The organism is Cupriavidus sp. 2TAF22 (assembly GCF_052115045.1).
GTDB lineage: Bacteria > Pseudomonadota > Gammaproteobacteria > Burkholderiales > Burkholderiaceae > Cupriavidus.
This window is the reverse complement of the sequence record NZ_JBFRFX010000014.1, coordinates 133502-153701: the sequence shown is the minus strand read 5'-3', so window position 1 is coordinate 153701 and position 20200 is coordinate 133502. Positions and strand designations below refer to the sequence as shown.

At 68.6% G+C, this 20200-nt stretch carries 19 protein-coding genes; 8 read left to right on the top strand and 11 right to left on the bottom strand.

Annotated features, from left to right (window positions below):
• Window positions 1-120 precede the first annotated feature (120 nt).
• Window positions 121-1044: a LysR substrate-binding domain-containing protein gene (locus tag AB4Z48_RS19280; protein ID WP_441616797.1), complete on the bottom strand. Its 924-nt coding sequence runs from the start codon at window positions 1042-1044 to the stop codon at window positions 121-123.
• A gap of 172 nt (window positions 1045-1216) precedes the next feature.
• Between AB4Z48_RS19280 and AB4Z48_RS19275 the strand changes: the two genes are divergently transcribed.
• The 6 genes from AB4Z48_RS19275 to AB4Z48_RS19250 all read left to right on the top strand — a co-directional run bounded on the left by AB4Z48_RS19275 (window position 1217) and on the right by AB4Z48_RS19250 (window position 7487).
• Window positions 1217-1510, top strand: a complete 294-nt coding sequence (locus AB4Z48_RS19275; RefSeq protein ID WP_441616795.1) for a DUF2917 domain-containing protein — start codon at window positions 1217-1219, stop codon at window positions 1508-1510.
• Window positions 1511-1550: 40 nt separating this feature from the next.
• On the top strand, window positions 1551-2432 hold the full coding sequence (locus tag AB4Z48_RS19270) for a crotonase/enoyl-CoA hydratase family protein (protein ID WP_441616793.1): 882 nt from the start codon (window positions 1551-1553) through the stop codon (window positions 2430-2432).
• A gap of 196 nt (window positions 2433-2628) precedes the next feature.
• Entirely contained in the window at window positions 2629-3924 is a 1296-nt protein-coding gene (locus AB4Z48_RS19265) for an MFS transporter (RefSeq protein WP_441616791.1), read from the top strand.
• A 240-nt stretch (window positions 3925-4164) separates the two neighbouring features.
• Window positions 4165-5712 carry a class I adenylate-forming enzyme family protein gene (locus AB4Z48_RS19260; RefSeq protein ID WP_441616789.1) on the top strand — a complete coding sequence of 516 codons (1548 nt, stop codon included), beginning with the start codon at window positions 4165-4167 and terminating at the stop codon, window positions 5710-5712.
• Between the two features lie 196 nt (window positions 5713-5908).
• On the top strand, window positions 5909-7075 hold the full coding sequence (locus AB4Z48_RS19255) for a thiolase domain-containing protein (RefSeq protein WP_441616787.1): 1167 nt from the start codon (window positions 5909-5911) through the stop codon (window positions 7073-7075).
• A gap of 4 nt (window positions 7076-7079) precedes the next feature.
• Window positions 7080-7487, top strand: coding sequence for a Zn-ribbon domain-containing OB-fold protein (locus AB4Z48_RS19250; protein ID WP_441616785.1), 408 nt, complete (start codon window positions 7080-7082; stop codon window positions 7485-7487).
• Window positions 7488-7618: 131 nt separating this feature from the next.
• On the opposite strand, the gene AB4Z48_RS19245 is transcribed toward AB4Z48_RS19250, so the two are convergent.
• The 9 genes from AB4Z48_RS19245 to AB4Z48_RS19205 form a co-directional block, all read right to left on the bottom strand.
• Entirely contained in the window at window positions 7619-8632 is a 1014-nt protein-coding gene (locus AB4Z48_RS19245; protein ID WP_441616783.1) for a D-2-hydroxyacid dehydrogenase, read from the bottom strand.
• A gap of 17 nt (window positions 8633-8649) precedes the next feature.
• On the bottom strand, window positions 8650-9663 hold the full coding sequence (locus AB4Z48_RS19240; RefSeq protein WP_441616781.1) for a Bug family tripartite tricarboxylate transporter substrate binding protein: 1014 nt from the start codon (window positions 9661-9663) through the stop codon (window positions 8650-8652).
• 162 nt (window positions 9664-9825) lie between these two features.
• On the bottom strand, window positions 9826-10614 hold the full coding sequence (locus AB4Z48_RS19235) for a class II aldolase/adducin family protein (protein ID WP_441616779.1): 789 nt from the start codon (window positions 10612-10614) through the stop codon (window positions 9826-9828).
• A 57-nt stretch (window positions 10615-10671) separates the two neighbouring features.
• Window positions 10672-11844, bottom strand: a complete 1173-nt coding sequence (gene tcuB / locus AB4Z48_RS19230; protein ID WP_441616777.1) for a tricarballylate utilization 4Fe-4S protein TcuB — start codon at window positions 11842-11844, stop codon at window positions 10672-10674.
• Window positions 11831-13258 (bottom strand): FAD-dependent tricarballylate dehydrogenase TcuA, encoded by a 1428-nt coding sequence (gene tcuA, locus AB4Z48_RS19225; RefSeq protein ID WP_441616775.1) that lies wholly within the window; start codon window positions 13256-13258, stop codon window positions 11831-11833. Before tcuA ends, tcuB begins: the two co-directional genes overlap by 14 nt.
• Window positions 13259-13443: 185 nt before the next feature.
• The gene (locus AB4Z48_RS19220) at window positions 13444-14388 is read right to left on the bottom strand and encodes a LysR family transcriptional regulator (RefSeq protein WP_441616774.1); all 945 of its coding nucleotides are present in this window, start codon (window positions 14386-14388) and stop codon (window positions 13444-13446) included.
• Window positions 14389-14495: 107 nt separating this feature from the next.
• Window positions 14496-15209 (bottom strand): 4-carboxy-4-hydroxy-2-oxoadipate aldolase/oxaloacetate decarboxylase, encoded by a 714-nt coding sequence (locus tag AB4Z48_RS19215; RefSeq protein ID WP_441616772.1) that lies wholly within the window; start codon window positions 15207-15209, stop codon window positions 14496-14498.
• Window positions 15206-15967: a PIG-L deacetylase family protein gene (locus AB4Z48_RS19210; RefSeq protein WP_441616770.1), complete on the bottom strand. Its 762-nt coding sequence runs from the start codon at window positions 15965-15967 to the stop codon at window positions 15206-15208. The genes AB4Z48_RS19215 and AB4Z48_RS19210 overlap by 4 nt, the downstream gene beginning before the upstream one ends.
• Before the next feature lie 75 nt (window positions 15968-16042).
• Window positions 16043-17020, bottom strand: a complete 978-nt coding sequence (locus tag AB4Z48_RS19205; RefSeq protein WP_441616768.1) for a tripartite tricarboxylate transporter substrate binding protein — start codon at window positions 17018-17020, stop codon at window positions 16043-16045.
• A gap of 149 nt (window positions 17021-17169) precedes the next feature.
• On the opposite strand from AB4Z48_RS19205, the gene AB4Z48_RS19200 reads away from it, so the two are divergent.
• The gene (locus tag AB4Z48_RS19200; protein WP_441616766.1) at window positions 17170-18105 is read left to right on the top strand and encodes a LysR family transcriptional regulator; all 936 of its coding nucleotides are present in this window, start codon (window positions 17170-17172) and stop codon (window positions 18103-18105) included.
• Window positions 18106-18250: 145 nt separating this feature from the next.
• On the top strand, window positions 18251-19507 hold the full coding sequence (locus tag AB4Z48_RS19195) for a cation:proton antiporter (RefSeq protein WP_441616764.1): 1257 nt from the start codon (window positions 18251-18253) through the stop codon (window positions 19505-19507).
• An 89-nt stretch (window positions 19508-19596) separates the two neighbouring features.
• On the opposite strand, the gene AB4Z48_RS19190 is transcribed toward AB4Z48_RS19195, so the two are convergent.
• Window positions 19597-20136, bottom strand: coding sequence for a carboxymuconolactone decarboxylase family protein (locus tag AB4Z48_RS19190; RefSeq protein WP_441616762.1), 540 nt, complete (start codon window positions 20134-20136; stop codon window positions 19597-19599).
• Between the last annotated feature and the right edge of the window lie 64 nt (window positions 20137-20200).

The window sequence follows — 20200 nt, the reverse complement described above, 5'->3', positions numbered from 1 at the left end:
GTTATCGAGCCGCCGGTTACTTGTATAGACAACTTTTCAGCTATGGAAAGGCAGTTTTTGCATATGGAACAGGCGCCATATGGGACAGGCGCCGCCGGCCTGGGGCGAAACGGATCTCGACTACCCAATCACCTCACCCGCCAGTTCGCTCTCCAGCCAGGCGCGGAACTGCCGCACGCCGGGCCGCTCCACGCTTGACGTGACGATCTGGTAGGTCAGCCCGTCGGCGGTGTACTCCGGCACCACCACCTGCAACTGGCCGCTCTTGAGCATCGGCAGCACCATGGGCGTGCGCCCGATGGCAATGCCCGCCTGCTGGACGGCGGCGTTGAGCACGTGCGCGTATTGCGAGAAATACAGGCAGGCCTGCTTGGGCGAGCGCAGCAAGCCCAGGCGCTGGTACCACTGCGTCCACGACATCCAGGCAAAGCGGGCGCCGGGGTCGTGGAAGACCAGCAGGGGCGCATCGAGTATGTGGCGCGGCTCGGTGATGCGCGCGGCGATGGCGGGGGCGGCCACCAGCATCAGGCGTTCCTGCAGCAGCGGGCGGGGACCGCCGGGACCGGGGGCTTGCGCATTGAGGCGGATGGCCAGGTCGATGCCTTCGCGCTCGAGATTGAGCATGGGTTCGGAGGCATCGATGCGGACGTCGATGCCGGGTTCGGCGGCCTGGAAGCGGGCAAGCTTGGGCACCAGCCAGAGGGCGGCGAAGGATGGCGTGGTGGTGACGGCGATGGAAACGCGGTCCACGGCGAGCAGGCGGTCGATGGCGGCGCCGAGCTGGCCGATGGCTTCGCGCGCGGCTTCATAGAGCTGGCGGCCTTCCGGGGTCAAGCTCAGGCCTTTGCCGCCGCGCCGGAACAGCGCGACGCCGAGCACGTCTTCCAGGCTCTTGACCTGCTTGCTGATGGCGGACTGGGTGAGGCAGAGCTCTTCGGCGGCTGCCGTGAAGCTGAGATGGCGCGCGGCGGATTCGAAGCCGCGCAGGGCCTCGAGCGACATGGTGCGCAGCGCGCTGGTGGAGGCTCGGCTCAGGATCGTCATGACGCCCAGGCATACCGCTGATGAAAATCCTTCCGGCCGCTGCGGCCGGTTCCCGGCAAGAATGCAGTCAAGGTTCCCGGCGCCCATCTGGCGCTATCCGACGCTCACCCGATGCATTCGGACGCAAGCCCATGCGGCGGATACAGGGGAAGCGCTTTGCCCGGAGGCTGACATGCGCGCGACGACCACGACCCAGAGCGTTAATCCATCGGCCACGCCAGCTGCCGCGCAAGGCCTCTGGCTGCTCGGCCCGGCCGCGCTGCGGATCCCGCTTGGCTCTGGATCTTACCTGATCTGCACGCAGGGCATGGCATGGCTCACCCAGCAATCGGCCGCGCTCGACGCCGCGCGCCGCGACACCGTGCTGGCCTGCGGCGAGCGCTTCGTCGCGGCCGAGGAGACCGTGGTGTTTGTCTCCGGCTTTCGGGGGCGGCCGGCGTGCATTGCCGTGCGGGACCCCGCCTGAAGAACGCCAGGAAAAAACGTCACGACAAAGGAGAACGACCATGAACGATGCACTCCACGGGCACGCTGCGCAGGACGACGGACACGGCGCCCCCGCCGGTCAAGCCGGTCACGCCAATCAAGCCGATCAAGCCGATATGCTCGTGCAATATGAAGCGCTGGGCGCGCACGCGCTGCTGGTACTGAACCGTCCGGCCAAGCTCAATGCGCTGAGCTATGCGCTGATCGATGCCTTGATGGCAAGGCTGGATGCCATCGAGGCGGATCCGGCCGTGCGCTGCGTGATCCTGACCGGCAGCGGCACGCGCGCGTTCAGCGCGGGCGCAGACATCGCCGGCTTCGCGCCGGATATCGCGGCGTCGCCGGAGCAGGCGCTGCGCCGCTTCCTGCAGCGCGGGCAGGCCATGACGCGGCGCATCGAGTCGTTTCCCAAGCCGGTCATCGCGGCGGTCAACGGCCTGGCCTACGGCGGCGGATGCGAGACCGTGGAAGCATGCAGCCTGGCCATCGCGGCAAGCCATGCCACCTTTGCCAAGCCGGAGATCAAGCTGGGCTTTCCGCCCACCTTCGGCGGCACGCAGCGGCTGCCGCGCCACGTCGGGCGAAAGCGCGCCAACCAGATGATCCTCACCGGCGAGCCGATCGACGCGGCCGGCGCGCTGCGCTTCGGGCTGGTCAACGAGGTGGTGCAGGCGCAAGACCTGATTCCCGCGTGCGTGCGACTGGCCGACAGCATCGCCCGCCATTCCGCGGTGGCGGTAGCGGCCTCGCTGCGCGCGGTGACGCGTGGCATCAACCTGCCGATCGACGAGGGCCTGCCGGTGGAGGCCATGCAGTTCATGGTGGCGGCGGGCTCGCACGATGCGCGTGAAGGCACGCGCGCTTTCGTGGAGAAACGCCCCGCCGTGTTCCGCCACGCCTGAGCCGGCGGCATGGCCGCGCCGGCGCATGGGCGGCGTGTGCGAGTCCCGCGGGCGCCTTCCACGCAGAACTGGCGCTGGCGACTTGCACGGCATATATTGACCTCCACACGCGTGACCGGCACACGCGCGGCCGCCGGGCCGGTCTCTTGCGGGAGGGCGGCGGATGCGCCGCACGCGGTGCCCAAGGAGACTGGCGATGCAAGCGCAAATGGCGGGGACGGCCCTACCCGGGTCCTCGAAGCTCGGTGCCGTACTTCGTGTCACCAGCGGCAATTTCCTCGAGCAGTTCGATTTCTTCCTGTTCGGCTTCTACGCCACCTATATCGCCCAGACATTCTTCCCGGCCAACAGTGAATTCGCCTCGCTGATGCTGACCTTCGCCGTGTTCGGCGCGGGCTTCCTGATGCGCCCCCTGGGCGCCATCATGCTGGGCGCGTATATCGACAAGGTGGGACGGCGCAAGGGCCTGATCGTGACGCTCGCGCTGATGGCCAGCGGCACCATCCTGATCGCCCTGGTGCCAGGCTATGCCACCATCGGCCTGCTGGCCCCCCTGCTGGTGCTGGTCGGCCGCCTGCTACAGGGCTTCTCGGCCGGCGCCGAGCTCGGCGGGGTATCGGTCTATCTGTCGGAAATGGCCACGCCGGGCCACAAGGGCTTCTATACGGCGTGGCAGTCGGCCAGCCAGCAGATCGCCATCGTGGTGGCGGCGGGCCTGGGCTTCGCGCTGAACCAGTGGCTGACGGCCGACGCGCTGCACAGCTGGGGCTGGCGCATCCCGTTCTTCATCGGCTGCCTGATCGTGCCTTTCCTGTTTGTCCTGCGCCGTTCACTACAGGAAACCGAAGCGTTCCGCACGCGGCGCCACCATCCGAGCACGCGCGAGGTGTTCGACTCCATGCTGCGCAACTGGCGCACCGTGCTGGCCGGCATGCTGCTGGTGGCCATGACCACCACCACCTTCTACCTGATCACCGTCTATACCCCCACCTTCGGCAAGACCGTGCTCAAGCTGAGTACGGCCGACAGCCTGGGGGTGACGCTGTGCGTGGGCATCTCGAACTTTATCTGGCTGCCCATCGGCGGCGCGCTGTCCGACCGCATCGGCCGCCGCCCCATCCTGCTGGCGATCTCGCTGATTGCACTGGTCACCGCCTACCCCGCCCTGTCGTGGCTGGCGGCTGCGCCCAGTTTCGAGCGCATGCTGCTGGTGCTGCTGTGGCTGTCCTACCTGTTCGGCATGTACAACGGCGCCATGGTGGTGGCCCTGACCGAGGTGATGCCGGTCGAGGTGCGGGTGGCGGGCTTCTCGCTGGCATACAGCCTGGCTACCGCGCTCTTCGGCGGCTTTACGCCAGCCATTTCCACGTATCTGATCGAGGCCACCAAGGACAAGGCCGCGCCGGGATACTGGATGGCCTTCGCCGCCGCATGCGGGCTGATCGCCACACTCATCCTCTACCGCAAGAACCGCGTCGAGGCGACCGCGTAGCCTGCGCCCGGCCGGCCTGGCAGTGCCGGTGCGGAGGGCATCACAAGCCTCGCTGGGCGCCCGGGCCTGGCTCCCGGGGTGCCCGTGCGCATTTGTGCAACGCACAAAACCTTCCCGCAAGGCTCACTTTCAAAATTCCAAATTGTCGAACCGGCCGGCACGCGCGACACTTTGTCCACTGCGGCTGGCGCCCCCCGGCGCCCCGGACAAAGCATTCCATACAAGTTCGTTGCGGCCCCAATGACAGCTACCGAATTCATTCCCCTTGCCGCCCTGGTCGATGCGCACGGCACACAGCGGCCGCACCATCCCGCCGTGGTGCTGGATGACCGCAGCATCGATTACGCCGGGCTGAACCGGCTGGCCGACCGCGTCGCGGCGGCGCTGCAGCGCGACGGTGTGCCGGCGCAAGGCACGGTCGCCATCTGCGCAGCCACGTCCATCGAATACGTCGCCGCCTTCCTTGGCAGCCTGCGCGCAGGGGTGGCGGTGGCGCCGCTGTCGCCGGCACTGAATCCGGCAACGCTGCGGGGGATGGTGCAGGATTCAGGCGCGTGCCGCTTGTTCATCGACGCCACCACGCGCGAAGCGCTGTCCGGCCTGGGGACGGATCCGGGCGTGCCATGCATCGCGCTGGACGACAGCCATGCCGGGCAGCCGTTCAGCCAGTGGCTGGCCGCCGGGAACGCGCGGCCGGCACCGCCCGCGATCGGGCCGGACTGGGCCTTCAACCTGATCTATTCGTCCGGCACCACCGGTGTGCCCAAGGGCATCATCCAGCCGTTCGGCATGCGCGCCTCGCACGTGCAGCGCGCCGCGCAGGGCGGCTACGGCCCGGACAGCGTCACGCTGCTGTCTACCCCGCTGTATTCCAACACCACGCTGGTCAGCCTGTTCCCCACCCTGGCACTGGGCGGCACCGTGGTGCTGATGCGCAAGTTCGATGCCGGCCAGTACCTGGCGCTGGCCGCCCGCCACCGCGCCACCCATACCATCCTGGTGCCGGTGCAGTACCAGCGCATCCTGGCCCACGCGGACTTCGACGCCACCGACCTGTCCTCCTTCCGCGTCAAGTTCTGCACCAGCGCACCGTTCTCCGCCGCGCTCAAGGCCGAAGCGCTGCAACGCTGGCCGGGCATGCTGATCGAGTACTACGGCATGACCGAAGGCGGCGGGCGCTGCGAACTGCGCGCGCATGAGCATCCCGACAAGCTGCACACGGTGGGACGCCCGTCGGCGGACACCGACATGCGCCTGCTCGACAACCACGGCCGCGAGCTGCCGCCCGACGCGCCGCCCGGCACCCCGGGCGAGATCGTGGGGCATTCGTCGGGGATGATGTCCGGCTACCACAACCAGCCGGCCAAGACCGCCGAGGTGGAGTGGTTCGACGCCGGCGGCAAGCGTTTTATCCGCACCGGCGATGTCGGCTACTTCGACGCCGATGGTTTCCTGGTCCTGATGGACCGCAAGAAGGACATGGTGATTTCCGGCGGCTTCAATCTCTACCCGAGCGATATCGAAGCCGTGCTGATGACGCACGCCGACGTTGCCGACGCGGCCGTGGTGGGCGTGCCGTCCGAGCGCTGGGGCGAGACGCCGGTGGCCTATGTGGTGCTGCGCGCGGGCGCCGCGGCGGGCACGCAAGCATTGCTGGACTGGGCCAACGGCCGGCTGGAGAAGATGCAGCGCCTGGCCGCGCTCGAGTTCACGGACGAACTGCCGCGCAACGCCATCGGCAAGGTGCTCAAGCGCGACCTGCGCGAGCGCTTCGGCCGCGCGCCGTGAGACCGGGGCTCGATCCGGGCACGATCCGGGCGACGCAAGAGCAAGCAATAGACAGGCACATGCAGCCTGCGCGGCCGCAGACAGTACAACTGGTACTTGCCGTGGCCGCGCAACGACACCAGGGTCTTTTGAAACGCCCTCTTAGAGACAGATCCATTCATTCCACGACAAGTACCCGGGACAAACAGGGAGACCTATGAGCATCAACGGCAAGGCATATATCGTCGGGGCCTACGAGCACCCGACCCGCAAGGCTCCGGACAAGAGCGTCGCGCAACTGCACGCGGAGTGCGCACGTGGCGCGCTGGAAGACGCCGGACTCAGCCTGCAGGACGTCGACGGCTACTTCTGCGCGGGTGACGCGCCCGGCCTCGGCATGATCAACATGGTGGACTACCTTGGCCTCAAGGTGCGTCATGTGGACTCCACCGACACCGGCGGCTCGGCCTATATCGCCCACGTCTCGCACGCCGCGCAGGCCATCGCCGCCGGCAAGTGCAACGTGGCGCTGATCACGCTGGCGGGCCGTCCGCGCTCGGAAGGCTCGAGCGGCACGCAGGCGCGCAACTGGGGCGCCAACCTGCCCGACCAGCCCTTCGAGGCGCCCTACAGCGCCGTCACGGTGAACCTGTACGCCATGGTCGCGATGCGGCATATGTTCCAGTACGGCACCACCAGCGAGCAGCTCGCCTGGATCAAGGTGGCGGCCTCGCACCACGCCCAGCACAACCCCAACGCCATGCTGCGCGAGGTGGTGACCGTGGACGACGTGCTGAATTCCCCCATGATCTCCGACCCGCTGCACAAGCTGGACTGCTGCGTGGTCAGCGACGGCGGCGGCGCGCTGATCGTGGCGCGCCCGGAAATCGCGGCCCGGCTCAAGCGCCCCAAGGTCAAGATCATCGGCGCCGGCGAAGCGGTCAAGGGCCAGCTCGGCGGCGAAGTGGACCTGAGCTGGTCCGGCGCGGCCATCTCGGGCCCGATCGCCTTCGAGGAAGCGCGCATCCGCCCGTCCGACATCAAGTACGCCTCGATCTACGACAGCTTCACCATCACGGTGCTGATGCAGCTCGAAGACCTGGGCTTCTGCAAGAAGGGCGAAGGCGGCCGGTTCGTGGCCGACGGCAACCTGATCTCCGGCGTGGGCAAGCTGCCCTTCAATACCGACGGCGGCGGCCTGTGCAACAACCACCCGGCCAATCGCGGCGGCATCACCAAGGTGATCGAGGCGGTGCGCCAGCTGCGCGGCGAAGCGCATCCCGCCGTGCAGGTCAAGAACTGCGACCTGGCCCTGGCCCAGGGCACGGGCGGCTATCTCGGCTCGCGCCACGGCAGCGCCACTGTGATTCTGGAACGGGAGTAACAAGATGAGCACACCTTACACGGCCACGCCGCTCAAGTCGCCGCAGGTGGCACCGGACAACACCGAGTTCTGGGAAGCCGCGCGCGAAGGCCGCCTGCTGGTCAGGCACTGCAAGTCCTGCGGCAAGCCGCACTGGTATCCGCGCACGTTGTGCCCCTTCTGCATGGGCGACACGGAATGGAAGCAGGCTTCGGGCCGCGGCACCATCTATTCGTTCAGCGTCACGCGCCGCGCCGGCCCCACGCCGTTCTGCATCGCTTACGTGAAGCTGGAAGAAGGCGTGACCATGATGACCCATATCGTGGATTGCGACCTGGATACGGTGCGTATCGGGCAGGAAGTGAAGCTCACCTTCACGCCGACCGAGGACGGCCCGCCGGTGCCGACGTTCGCGCCGGTCGGCGCGGGCTGAGCTGACGAGGCAAGGGGGAAGCGGCGCGCCGGCGGCGCCCGCGGTACCCCGGGGGCTTTGCGCCCTTTCCCCTCATGGGGAGAGGGTCTGGGCAAGCGGGGACGACAGCCGGCAAGGCATGGCTGGCTGCGTCAGCCAACCAGATTGCGCAACGCCTCCCCGGCCACCCAGCGCCGCAGGTTGTCCAGGAAGATGCCCGCCACGCGCGCGGCATTGCCGTCGGAAAAACCCGCGCTGTGCGGCGTGGCGATGACGTTGGGCAGGCTCCACAGCGGCGAATCCGCCGGCAGTGGCTCATGCGCAAACACGTCCAGGTAGGCGCCGGCAAGGCGGCCGGACCTCAGCGCTTCGATCAGCGCGCCCTCTTCCACCACTTCGCCGCGCGCCACGTTGACGAGCCTGGCGCCGGCAGGCAGCAAGGCCAGCGCGGCGCCGTCCACCAGCCCGTGCGTCTGCGCGGTCAGCGGACATGCGAGCACCAGCCAGTCGGTACGCGGCAACACCCCGCTCACTGAGTCGAAGCTCACCGTCTCGTAGCCGGCGCCGGCCGGCAAGGCGCGCTGCCGCACCACGATCACGTTCATGCCCAGCGTCTGCAGCAGCTTGCCGAGCAACTGCCCGATCGGGCCCCAGCCCACGATGGTCGCAGTCTGCCCGGCAATGTCGCGCGGCAGGCCAGAGCCGATCAGCGGCGCCCACCGGCGCTCGCGCTGCGCTGCCACCATCTGCGGGAAATGCCGCGCCAGCGCCAGCAGCCCGGCCAGCGCGGTCTGCGCCACCACGCCTGCGTTGGCGCCCGACGAGGTGGTCACCGCCACGCCGCGCGCGCGCAGTTCGCCGAATACCGCGCGGTCCGCGCCGGCCGAATGCGTATGTGCCCAGCGCAGCGCGGTGCTGGCCAGCATGGCATCGTAGAAACGCCGCGTGGCCGGCAGGATCTCATGCTTGGTGGACAGCCCGGTGACGTCGCGCGAGACAAAGGCGATGTCGGCATCCAGCCCGGCAGGCAGGCCGCCCTCCCCGGCCGCCGGCACGACCGGCACGAAGCTGCCGCCCAGTGCGGCCCCGATCTGCGCACCGTACTGCCGTAGCGCCTGTTCCGACAACAGGATGCGCGGGCCCAGCCCGCCGGACGGATGATTCATTGCAGCCTGCATATCGTTCAATCCACCGAAGCGCCCGAATCGCGCACCACCACTTTCCACTTGTCGTACTCCTTGTGCGTGAACTTGCCGAACTGCTCCGGCGAGCCGCCCACCGGATCGGCGCCTTCGCGCACCATCTGCGCCTGCAGCGACGGCAGCGCCTCGTTGATCGCCTGGTTCAGCTTGTCGATGACCGGCTTGGGCGTGCCCCTGGGCGCAAACACGCCGAACCAGGAGCCGGCCTCGAAACCGGGAAAGCCCTTCTCCGCCACCGTCGGCACCTCGGGCAGCGACTGCGAGCGGTGCGCGCTGCTCACTGCAAGCGCCCGCAGCTTGCCGGCCTTGATATGGGCGATGACCGACGGGATGGTGGCAAACATGAACTGTACCCGGCCCGAGAGCAGATCGTTGAGCGCGTCGGCACCCTTGTACGGAATATGGGTGGCCTCGGTGCCGACGCGCTGCGTCAGCATGAAGCTCGACAGCTGGGAGGACGTGCCCACCCCGGTGGAACTGTAGTTGAGCTTGCCCGGATTGGCCTTGGCGTAGGCCACGAACTCCTCGAAGCTCTTCGCCGGCAGCGAGGGATGCACCACCAGCACATTGGGCACGTCGGCGATCTGCACCACCGGCACCAGGTCGGCCAGCGGATCGTAGTTCAGCCGTTTGTACAGCGTCTGGTTGATGGAAATGGGCCCGACCGAATCGACCAGCAGCGTATAGCCGTCCGCCGGTGCGCGCACCACCGCCTCGGTGCCGATATTGCCCCCGGCCCCGGGCCGGTTGTCCACCACGAAGGACTGCCTGAAGCGCTGGGCCAGTACCTGGCTGACGCTGCGCGCCAGGATATCGGTGGTGCCGCCGGCGGTGAAGGCCACCACCACGCGCACCGGCCGGGCCGGGTAGTCGTCGCCGGCGGCGTGGGCGGGGGCCCCGCCGGCGCAGGCCAGCCCGAAGGCAAGGGCGGCCAGCGCCCGGCGCGGCGCATGCATGGGGTGGAACGAGGATAAAGCGGGGGCGAACTTCGGCATGACGGTCTCCTTGGGACGGCCGGCATCGGAACGCGCCCGCGTCCGCCGTTCCCTGTCTGTTTTATGTTCTGGTGTTCGTCGGTGCGGCTTGCGGTACTGCGGCGGGGCTTTCGGGCGCCCGCGCGAGCGCGCCCGGATGTTCGCGCTCCCGGGGCGCCGCGCTCAGTCGCGGAAACCCGGGTCCAGGCGGTCGAGCTTGCGCAGCAGCGCCGGCCACTCCATCACGCCATAGGGCCTGCGCGTGCCGGGCTGGTAGTTGTTCCAGGTCTCCTGCAGCACCTCGGCGCCCACCTCGCGCAGCGGCGTGTTGCAGGACATCGCGCCGATCTGGGCGCGGCAGGCCAGCTCCAGCCGGTGCATCCAGTTGAAGGCCTCACCCACGGTATTGCCCACCGTAAGCGCGCCATGGTTGCGCAGGATCAGCGCCTCGCCGCGGCCCAGGTCTTCGATCAGCGAGGCCTGCTCGGCAGTGTCCAGCACCACGCCCTGGTAGTCGTGGTAGCCGATCTTGAGAAAGCGCATGGCGGTCTGCGTAAGCGGCAGCAGCCCGCAGTCCAGCGACGATACCGCCATCGAGGCCCAGCTATGCGTATGGATCACGCAGGCCACTTCGGGGCGCGCTTCGTGCACGGCGCTGTGGATCACGTAGCCGGCCTTGTTGATGCCGTAGTTGAGCGCGCCGAAATCCGGCTTGGAGAGGAGATTGCCGGCATGGTCCACCTTGATCAGGCTGGAGGCGGTGATTTCCTCGTACATCATGCCGTAGGCATTGATGAGGAAGGCGCCATCCTCGTCCGGCACGCGCGCCGAGATATGGTTGGCCATCATGTCCGCCATGCCGTACAGCTCCACCAGGCGGTAGCAGGCGGCCAGGTCCACGCGCGCCTGCCACTCGGCTTCGCTGCACTGGTCCCGCATCGAGGAAATGGCGAGCACGCCGGGCTTGGTCATGTGGAGTCTCCTTGGGTACGGTGTTCTTGTTCGGGTGTCTGCGGGACCGGTTGCCGCTCAGTCCGAGCCGAGCGCCAGGCCGGCGGGCCGGCGTTTCTCGATATTCCACTTCAGCAGTGCCGCGCTGCGATAGATGCCGTGCGCGAACTTGCCGTAAGGCAGGGTCAGGAACAGCGCCATCACCACGCCCAGGTGCAGGGCCAGCAGCAATGCCATGGCGGCGGAATCGCGCCAGGCCAGCAGCGCCAGGCCGCTCAGGCTGGTGAGGAACAGCAGCGCGATAAAGCCGCGGTCCATCGGCTTCTGGGCGGCGTCGCCCGTGCGCGGGTCACGCTTGAGGTTAAGCCAGAACAGCCCCGCGGTGCCGATCAGCAGCCCGATGCCGCCCGCCGTGCCCAGCAGGACAGGCAGGCTGCCCAGCGCATAGGGCGCGTGCAGATCCAGCAGGTAGTGATACAGGGTGGCAACCGCCGTGGCGGCGAAGCACAACATGAAGCCATAGAACGTGAAATGGTGGAAGCGGCGGCGCCACAGCGTGAAGGCGTCGTCGGCATTGTTGCAGCCCTGGCCGTGGCCGCCGTCGAGGTAGCGCAGGCGTAGCGCATCGTGCGCCGCGCCACCGATGGCCGGGCCTCGGGCCTCGCCTGCCAGCTCGCCCGGGGTGACCTTGCGCCAGAAGCGCATCACGCCCACGCCCAGCGCCACGATGGCAAGGCCGAATACCAGCCCGAACATCGCCGCCAGCAGGTTGTGCGGGAAGATGGCGTAGAAGTTGCCGGCCAGCGGCGCATGCAGCAGGCTGCCCTGCATGGCCAGCGCCATCACCAGGAACAGCGCCAGGCCGCCCGCCAGCGCCAGCGCGGTGGCCAGGCCGGCGCGGCGGTAGAGGCCGCCGAACGCGGCCGGCCAGGCGTAGTCCGAATAGGTTTGCGCCCGTACCTTGGCCATGGCCTGCGGCACGTTCACCGCGAACTCGTGCGGCGGCGCGTACTGGCAGGCGTGGTAGCAGGCGCCGCAGTTGTGGCACAGGTTGGCCAGGTAGTGGATATCTGCCTTGCCGAATTCCAGCCGGCGCGTCATGGCCGGGAACACGGCGCAGAAGCCTTCGCAATAGCGGCAGGCGTTGCAGATCTGCATGACGCGGCCGACCTCGGCCTCGTCGCCGGTCAGCGGCAGCACGCCCTGGGCCAGCGCCGCCGCTTCGCGCGTCAGCGCTTCAAGATGTTGCATGCTGCTCTTCCTGGAGTTCGTTGTGACGGGTCCGCCCGAACGCGGCGGCGGCGGCCCGCGTGCCGGCGATGCGGCCGAAGGCGGTGCCGATGGCCATGCCCACGCCCGCGGTGTAGCCCTTGCCCAGCACGTTGCCGGCCATCATCTCGCCGGCCACGAACAGGTTGGCGCTGGGCTTGCCGCCGAAGTGCACGGCGGCGTGCTCGTCCACCTTCAGGCCGAGATAGGTGAAGGTGATGCCGGGCCGCAGCGCATAGCCGTAGAACGGCGCGGTATCGAGCGGGCGCGCCCAGTGGGTCTTGGCCGGCGCGATGCCTTCGGTATGGCAGTCGTCCAGCACGGTGTGGTCGAAGGTGCCGACGCGGCAGGCCGCGTTGTAGTCCTCGATGGTGCGCACGAAGGTGGCTTCGTCCAGCCCGAGCTGGCGCGCCAGTTCCGGCAGCGTATCGGCGCGCACGCCGGGGAACACCGGCGGCATGAAGCGCCCGACCGCCTTGGCGTCGATGATCGAGTAACCGATCTGCCCAGGCTGCTGGGCCACCAGGCGGCCCCAGATGGCGTAGCGTTTGGGCCAGAAATCCTCGCCTTCGTCATAGAAGCGCTCGGCATTGCGGTTGAGCATCACGCCCAGCGAGACGCAGTCCACGCGGGTGCAGATGCCACCGTCGTACAGCGGCGCGCGCGCGTCGATGGCCACGCAGTGCGATTGCGACGGGTCGCCGATGGCGTCAGCCCCGGCCTCGATCATGTGCTTGAGCAGCACGCCCATATTAAAGCGCGTGCCGCGGATCAGGAAGTTGTCGGCCGGCCATTCGCCGTCGGCGTTCTGGCCCCAGGCCTCGCGCAGCCACTCGCGGTTGGACTCGAAGCCGCCGGCGGCCAGCACGCAGCTGCGCGCCTCGATGCGCTCGCTGCCGATGCGGGCGGCCACGAAGCGGTCGCCGTCGAGCTCGATGGCGTCCACCGGCGCGTCGTAGCGCACCTGCACGCCGAGCGCCTCGGCGCTGCGGAAGTAGGCATTGACCAGGGCCTTGCCGCCGCCCATGAAGAAGGCATTGGTGCGCGCCACGTGCAGCGCGCCGGACAGCGGCGGCTGGAAGTGCACGCCGTGCTTGCGCATCCAGTCGCGGCAGGTGGACGAAGCGCGGATCACCAGGCGGGCCAGGCGTTCGTCGGTCAGGCCGCCGGTGACCTTGAGCAGGTCCTGCCAGTACTCTTCTTCGGGGTAGGCCTCGACCAGCACGTCCTGCGGGGCGTCGTGCATGCAGCGCAGGTTGCGGGTGTGCTGGGAGTTGCCGCCGCGCCACTCGCGCGGTGCCGCTTCGAGCAGCAGCACGCTGGCGCCGGCTTCACGCGCCATCAGGGCGGCGCACAGGGCGGCGTTGCCGCCGCCGATGACCAGGACGTCGATCATGGGCGGGCGCCTCCGGCGAGGCGGTGGGGAGTCGGCGCGAGGCGCTCCCGGATTGGATTGATGAGGAACACGATGCGGCTTCCGGTGGGGTAGACCGCACTGTAGCGGGCTGGCGCCCTCCTGCTAAGCCCGCGGATCGCATGGGGGCATCACGAATCGTGATGCCCCCCCGGGGCGCCTGTCTTCTAGTCGACCAGCAGGCGCGCGCCGCGCCATGCGCCGGAACGTACCAGCTCGCGCGCGCAATCGGCCAGCACCACGCGCAGGGCCAGCGCCGCCGGGGACAATTCGTCGTCGGACAGGCTGCACAGGACATTCTGGCGCCGCACCTTGGGGTCGGCAATCTCGGCCAGGTGGAAGCGCTCCTGCGCGTCCGCATAGCGCCCCACCGCCGCCCACGGCTGCAACGTGGCGCCGAAACCCAGGTCCACGGCGTCCATCAGCATGGCCAGCGAGTCCACCTCCTGCACCACCTGCGGCACGATCTTGACCCGCGCGAAGGCCGCATCGAGCGTGCTGCGCAGGCCGTGCAGGCCGGTCGGCATGATCAGCGGCACGTCCTGCAACTGCGCCATGCGCAGGCGCGCGGGCGCGCCCGCCTCCGAGCCGGCCGGCAGGCTCTTGCGCGAACGGATCAGGAACAGGGTTTCCTCGAGCAGCGGCGTGACGCTCCAGCGGCGCGCCACGTGGGTGTCGAACAGCACCGCCAGGTCGAGCTGGCGCGCGTTGAGCATGGCGCCCAGATGGCCGGACAGGCTTTCCACCATATGCAGGCGCACGTCGGGATAGCGCTCGCGCATGGCGCGCATCAGCGGCACGCCGATCACCGATGCGGTGGTCGGCGCCAGCCCCACGCTGACCGTGCCGGACAGCCGCGCATGCTGGGCTGCGCGCTTGGCCTGCTCGGCATGGCGCAGCGCCAGCTGGGCTTCGCGGAAGAAGGCCAGGCCGGCCTCGGTCGGGGTGACGCCGCGCGTGGTCCGGCGCAGCAGGCGGGTGGACAGCTCGCTCTCCAGCCGGCTGATCTGCTGGCTCATGGCCGACTGCACCATGTCCAGGTCGAGCGCGGCGCGGCTCATGCTGCCGAGCTCGACCACCCGCACGAAGTATTGAAGCTGGCGCAGTTCCATCTGGCTCCCCCGACGCCCGGAAAATTGTCTGGGTTGCTTATACCAGAATCGCGGGCGCCCCCTCCCCAACTGCTGGCAGGGGGCCGCCCGGCGGTTGAAACGCGCGCTCAGGCTTCGTCGAAGCCGCTGTACCAGTCCACGGCCTGGTCGGAGTAGGCCAGGCCCTTCGCCGCGAGCGCCTCGCGCATGCGGTACATGTCCAGGCCCAGCACGCCCGAGGCCAGCGTGGCCCGCTTGGCCAGCTCCGCGGCTTCGCGCTCGGCGGCGAGCCGCGCGGTCTCGGCGGCCCGCGGCCGCGGCACCACCACCACGCCGTCGCCATCGGCCACGATCACGTCGCCGGGGCGCACCTGGGCGCCGGCGCACACCACCGGCACATTGACCGCGCCCACGGTTTCCTTGACCGCGCCCTGCGCGCTGACCGCCCGCGACCAGACCGGGAAGGCCATGGCGTTCAGCGTGGCAACGTCGCGCACGCCGGCGTCGATGACCAGGCCGCGCGCGCCGCGCGCCTTGAGCGACGTGGCCAGCAGGTCGCCGAACAGGCCGTCGGTGCAGTCGCTGACCAGCGCCACCACCAGCACGTCGCCGGGCTGCACCATCTCCACGGCGACGTGGATCATCCAGTTGTCGCCGGGATGCATCAGCACCGTCACCGCGCTGCCGGCAATGGCGGCGCCGGACTGGATCGGCCGCAGATAAGGCTTCATCAGCCCGGTGCGGCGCTGCGCCTCATGCACCGTGGCCACGCCGGCCGCGCCGAGCGCATCGATGGCGGCGGCGTCGGCACGCAGGATGTTGCGATAGGCGATGGTCTTCATGCCAGGCTCTCCACTACTTGCGGGAACACGCGCGCATAGCCTTCGCCGTGCCTGACCTTGCGCTCCGAGTTGCGCGTGGCCTGGGCGCCGCGCTGCAGCGCCACGCGCGTGTAGTACTCCCACAGGTGCTCCTGCGCCGCCATGGTGGCGAAGGCACGCTGCTTCTTTTCCCACACGGACGAAATATCGAGCAGCACGTCGGGCTTCCAGTTGCATTGCTCGGGCTGGTGCGGCTCGAACAGGAACACCGGCGGCGCGCCGATCACCGGCACCTCGGGCTTGTAGCCGTGCGCCTGGGCGATGACGCGCGCTTCCTGCGCCACGTGGGTGGCAAGCGGGTGGTCGAAGTTGTAGATGTCCTCGCGCGAATGGCTCAGGACCAGTTCGGGGCGCAGTTCGCGGTAGATGTCGGCCAGGCGCAGCAGCGCCTCGTCGCTCACCCGCAGGGGATAGTCGCCCAGGTCGAAGCACTCGAGCGTGGCACCGAGGATATCGGCGGCCTGCTGCGCTTCCTCGCGCCGCGCGGCCTTGACCCGCTCCATCGTCATGCCCGGCTGGCGCCACATCTTGGCAGACTCGCCGCGCTCGCCGAACGACAGGCAGACGATCTTCACGTTGTAGCCGCGCTCGGCGTACAGCGCAATGGCGCCGCCGGCGCGCCAGACGAAGTCGGCTGCGTGCGCGCTGACCACCAGCATGGCAGGACGGTCGGTTGCGGCTTGTGCCCCGCTGGGGGCCTGGGCTTGGATTTCGGTCATGGGTGTTACCGTGTGAGATCGATGGCATGGCCACGCCGTGCCGGGCCCCGGGCCCCGCGCGGCGCGGCACGGAAGTCAGTCGGCGGTGATGCCCGCCTTGCGGATCACGCCGTTCCAGGTCGTGGTTTCATTGCGCACGAACTGGCCGAAGGCCTCGGGCGTGCCCGGCAGGATCGTCACGCCCAGCTGGGCGAGCTGCTTGCGCACATCGGCATCGGCAAGCGCGGCGTTGGCGGCGGCGTTGAGTTCGTGGATCACCGCCGGCGGCGTCCTGGCCGGCGCGATCAGGCCCCACCACACCGAGGCGGTAAAGCCAGGCACGCCCTCTTCGCGCGAGGTCGGTACCGCGGGCAGCAGCGGCGTGCGCTGGTCGCTCGCCACCGCGATGGCGCGCAGGGTACCGGCACGGATATGCGTGATGACTTCGAGCGGATTGATCGGCATGTAGGAAATGCGCTCGCCCAGCAGGTCGGTGATGGCCGGTGCGCCACCCTTGTAGGGCACGTGCAGCACATCGATATGCGCCGCTTCCTTGAACAGCTCGCCGGCGAGGTGGCCGGAGCTGCCGTTGCCGGCAGAGGCGTAGCTGAGCTTGCCGGGCTGGGCCTGGGCCTGGGAGATCAGCCCCTTGAGCGAGGTCACGCTGGATTTCGCCGGTACCACCAGCACCAGCGAGGCCTGCCCGATGCGGGCCACCGGCGCGAAGTCCCGGGCCGGGTCGAAGGGCAGCTTGGCGAACAGCGCGGCATTGGTGGCCAGGCTGTTGGAGGCCATCATGATGGTGTAGCCGTCGGGCGCGGCCTTGGCCACGGTGTCCATGCCGATGTTGGTGCTGGCGCCCGGGCGGTTGTCGACGATGACCGGCTGCTTGAGCTGCACGCTCATGCGCTGGCCGACCGCGCGCGCCACGATATCTACGGCGCCGCCCGCCGCGTAAGGCACGACCAGCCGGATCGGCCTGGCCGGATAGGGCTCGGCCCCGCCCGCCGCGGCAACCACGCCCAGTGACAAGGTGGCCGCCAGCAAGGCGGCAAGGTGGGATCGACGCAGCATTCTTGTCTCCGGACAGGTTATCGGTTGTATCGTTTGCGTGCATTCTGCGCAGCGGCCGTGATACTGTCCAATATGTTTTAGACCAGCTTGTTATCTCTGATTGCTATAACCAAACCAGAGCCAAAGCCCCTCACCCTCACCGCAAGCCCATGGATTTCCGGCAACTCCGCTATTTCGTCGCCGTGGCCGAAGCACTGAGCTTCAGCGAAGCCGCGCGCAAGCTGCATATCAGCCAGCCTCCGCTGAGCACCCAGATCAAGGCCCTGGAAGACGAACTCGGCAGCCCCCTGCTCGACCGCTCGCGCCACCACGTGGCGCTGACCCCGGCCGGCAGCCTGTTCCTGGACAAGGCCCGGGCGGCCCTGGGCAACCTGGAGCAGGCCCGCGAAGTGGTCAGGCAGGTCGCCGCGGGCGAGGCCGGCGAGATCCGGGTGGGCTTCACCGCCTCGGTGCCGATGCAGGACGTCTTTCCGCGCGCAGTGCAGCAGTTCCGTCTTGGCCACCGCCGCGCGATGCTGGAGCTGGTGCACATGTCCACCGGCCAGCAATTGCAGGCGCTGGAAAAAAGCGAGATCGACATCGGTTTCCTGCGGCCCTCGCCGCAGTTCCACCCGCCCGCCAGCATCACGGTGCATGAAGTGCTCGCCGACCGGCTGGTCGCCGTGCTGCCGGCCACGCATGCACTGGCCGGGCCGGAGGACGGGGGCACCGCCACGACAGGCGCGCCGCCGCTCGAGATCGGCGCGCTCTCCGGCCAGCCTTTCCTGCTGTTCCCGCGCGGCCTGGGCTGCGGCCTGTTCGACCACGTGACCACGCTCTGCAACCGGGCTGGCTTTGCCCCGCGCATTGCCCAGGAGGCACGCGAGGCCACCACCATCATCGGACTGGTGGCAAGCGGCGCGGGCGTCTCGGTGCTGCCGGAGATCTATGCGCGCACCGGCATCCCCGGCGTGGCCTACCGGCCGCTGGCGGGCCCGGACGCGGCCAGCCGCGTGCTGGTGGCGCATCGCACGGGCGCGCTCTCGCCCATCATGCGCAGGTTCCTGGGGTTTTTCGATGCCGGCGAGGCGGCGACGCTGGCCTGACGAGCACTCGGCCTGCGCGGCCCGCCATGAACGATGGCCTCGTTGATGCGTCAAAAGACGCACATTGCAGTGCATCGCGCACAATGGAGGCTCGCAACGACTCGCGACGACCCGCAACGGCAGAGACTCAGGAGGATTCCACCGCATGACCGTATTCCAGGGGACCGGCGCCCTTTTCACCCTCATCGCCATCTTCGGCGTCATCAACTACCGCTTCATCAAGCTGCCCGACACGCTGGGCATCACCGCCGTGGGCCTGGTGACCTGCCTGAGCGTATCCGTGCTCGGCTTCAATCACCCTGAAATGGTGGCCCAGGCCCGCAAGCTGGTGGCCCAGATCGATTTCTCCGACCTGGTCTTCCACGGCCTGCTCAGCCTGCTGCTGTTCGCCGGCGCGCTGCACGTGGACCTGTCGCGCATGCGTCGCCAGCGGCGCGCCGTGTTGCTGCTCGCCACGGTCGGCGTGGTGATCTCCACGGCCGCGGTGGGCCTCGGTTTCTTCTACGTGGCGCAATGGCTGGGCCATCCCGTCAGCCTGCTGTGGTGCCTGGTGTTCGGCGCACTGATCTCGCCGACCGATCCCATCGCGGTACTCAGCGTGCTCAAGAACGCCGGTGCGCCAGAAAGCCTGGAAACCAAGATCGCCGGCGAATCGCTGTTCAACGACGGCACCGCCGTGGTGGCCTTCCTCACGCTGGTCGGCCTGGCCACCGGCGCCACCGAGTTCTCGGCTTCGCACGTGGCCATGGCGCTGGTGCGCGAGGTACTGGGCGCGCTGGTGCTGGGCGCGGTGCTGGGCTACGGTGCGTCGCTGCTGTTGCGCGGCATCGAGAGCTATCCGGTGGAGATCCTCATCACGCTGGCGCTGGCCACGGGTGGCTACAGCCTGGCCGAACTGGTGCATGTCTCGGCGCCACTGTCGGTGGTCATCATGGGGCTGGTGATCGGCAACCACGGCGCGGCCACTTCGATGTCAGAGAAGACGCGCGAGCATCTGTTCAATTTCTGGGGCTTGCTCGACGAACTGCTCAACCTGGTGCTGTTCGGCCTGATCGGGCTGGAGATCATCGCGCTGTCGCTGCACCTGCATATCGTGTGGCTGGGGCTGGCGGCGATTCCCGTGGTGCTGCTGGCGCGCTGCATCAGCGTGGCGATCCCGCTGCTGGCGCTGCAGAACTTCCGCCGGCTCAACCCGCACTCGGCCACCATCATGACCTGGGGCGGGCTGCGCGGCGGCATTTCGATCGCGCTGGCGCTGTCGCTGCCGGAGTTCCACGGGCGCGAGATGCTGATCGGCGTGACCTACCTGGTGGTGGTGTTCAGCCTGCTGATCCAGGCCACCACGCTGGGACGGCTGGTCAGGCACCTGAACGGGCGCAACGGGCTGAACGCCACGCGCTGATCCCGATAGCAGAAAGGCCCGGAAGCGCTACGCCACCGGGCCTCGCCGGAAACCGGCAGCGGGAGGGCATGCGCGCCCTCCCGCCCTGCTCACGCCACCTTCGGGAAATCCACCACCGTATCGTTGACGCGGTTGACCATATTGGTGAACAGGATCGCGCTGACGGCCTGGATGCTCTCAATGATCTGGCGGTCGCTGTAGCCGGCTTCGCGCACATCGGCCACGGCGCTGGCGGGCAGCGTGCCGCTGGTCTTGACGAGGGTCAGCGCAAAGCGGACCAGCGCGTCGATCTTGCCGTCCTCGGCGTAGGCGCCGGCGCGCAGCGCGCGGGTCTGCTCGGTGCTGTAGCCGGCCATCTTGCCGGTCATGGTGTGCGCGGCCACGCAATAGTCACAACCCGAGGCTTCGCTGACGGCGAGGTTGATGGCTTCGACTTCGCGCGCGCTCAGCGTGGAATTCTTCTGCAGCAGCGCACCAGTCTGCAGCGCGTTGGCCAGCACGGCCGGGGCATTGCTGCCGATGGTCAGGTAGGCGTTGGGTACCTTGCCGATGGCCTTCTTGATGGCGCCGAACAATTCGGCGGTCTGGCCAGTGGCTTCGTCGAGGGCGATGGTGTGAAGACGGGACATGACGGACTCCTTTGCGTTGGTTGATGGACCGCGCGGTGTTTGTTGCGCGGCTTCCATGGACTGA

Excerpts from the sequence above, each read along its gene's own strand:
- AB4Z48_RS19210 (WP_441616770.1), bottom strand. The coding sequence starts at position 15,967 with ATGACCGAAATCCAAGCCCAGGCCCCCAGCGGGGCACAAGCCGCAACC.
- AB4Z48_RS19200 (WP_441616766.1), top strand. The coding sequence starts at position 17,170 with ATGGATTTCCGGCAACTCCGCTATTTCGTCGCCGTGGCCGAAGCACTG.
- AB4Z48_RS19190 (WP_441616762.1), bottom strand. The coding sequence starts at position 20,136 with ATGTCCCGTCTTCACACCATCGCCCTCGACGAAGCCACTGGCCAGACC.
- AB4Z48_RS19270 (WP_441616793.1), top strand. The coding sequence starts at position 1,551 with ATGAACGATGCACTCCACGGGCACGCTGCGCAGGACGACGGACACGGC.
- AB4Z48_RS19220 (WP_441616774.1), bottom strand. The coding sequence starts at position 14,388 with ATGGAACTGCGCCAGCTTCAATACTTCGTGCGGGTGGTCGAGCTCGGC.
- AB4Z48_RS19245 (WP_441616783.1), bottom strand. The coding sequence starts at position 8,632 with ATGAATCATCCGTCCGGCGGGCTGGGCCCGCGCATCCTGTTGTCGGAA.
- AB4Z48_RS19255 (WP_441616787.1), top strand. The coding sequence starts at position 5,909 with ATGAGCATCAACGGCAAGGCATATATCGTCGGGGCCTACGAGCACCCG.
- AB4Z48_RS19235 (WP_441616779.1), bottom strand. The coding sequence starts at position 10,614 with ATGACCAAGCCCGGCGTGCTCGCCATTTCCTCGATGCGGGACCAGTGC.
- AB4Z48_RS19215 (WP_441616772.1), bottom strand. The coding sequence starts at position 15,209 with ATGAAGACCATCGCCTATCGCAACATCCTGCGTGCCGACGCCGCCGCC.
- tcuB (WP_441616777.1), bottom strand. The coding sequence starts at position 11,844 with ATGCAACATCTTGAAGCGCTGACGCGCGAAGCGGCGGCGCTGGCCCAG.
- AB4Z48_RS19195 (WP_441616764.1), top strand. The coding sequence starts at position 18,251 with ATGACCGTATTCCAGGGGACCGGCGCCCTTTTCACCCTCATCGCCATC.
- AB4Z48_RS19275 (WP_441616795.1), top strand. The coding sequence starts at position 1,217 with ATGCGCGCGACGACCACGACCCAGAGCGTTAATCCATCGGCCACGCCA.
- AB4Z48_RS19250 (WP_441616785.1), top strand. The coding sequence starts at position 7,080 with ATGAGCACACCTTACACGGCCACGCCGCTCAAGTCGCCGCAGGTGGCA.
- AB4Z48_RS19260 (WP_441616789.1), top strand. The coding sequence starts at position 4,165 with ATGACAGCTACCGAATTCATTCCCCTTGCCGCCCTGGTCGATGCGCAC.
- AB4Z48_RS19240 (WP_441616781.1), bottom strand. The coding sequence starts at position 9,663 with ATGCCGAAGTTCGCCCCCGCTTTATCCTCGTTCCACCCCATGCATGCG.
- AB4Z48_RS19205 (WP_441616768.1), bottom strand. The coding sequence starts at position 17,020 with ATGCTGCGTCGATCCCACCTTGCCGCCTTGCTGGCGGCCACCTTGTCA.
- AB4Z48_RS19280 (WP_441616797.1), bottom strand. The coding sequence starts at position 1,044 with ATGACGATCCTGAGCCGAGCCTCCACCAGCGCGCTGCGCACCATGTCG.
- tcuA (WP_441616775.1), bottom strand. The coding sequence starts at position 13,258 with ATGATCGACGTCCTGGTCATCGGCGGCGGCAACGCCGCCCTGTGCGCC.
- AB4Z48_RS19265 (WP_441616791.1), top strand. The coding sequence starts at position 2,629 with ATGCAAGCGCAAATGGCGGGGACGGCCCTACCCGGGTCCTCGAAGCTC.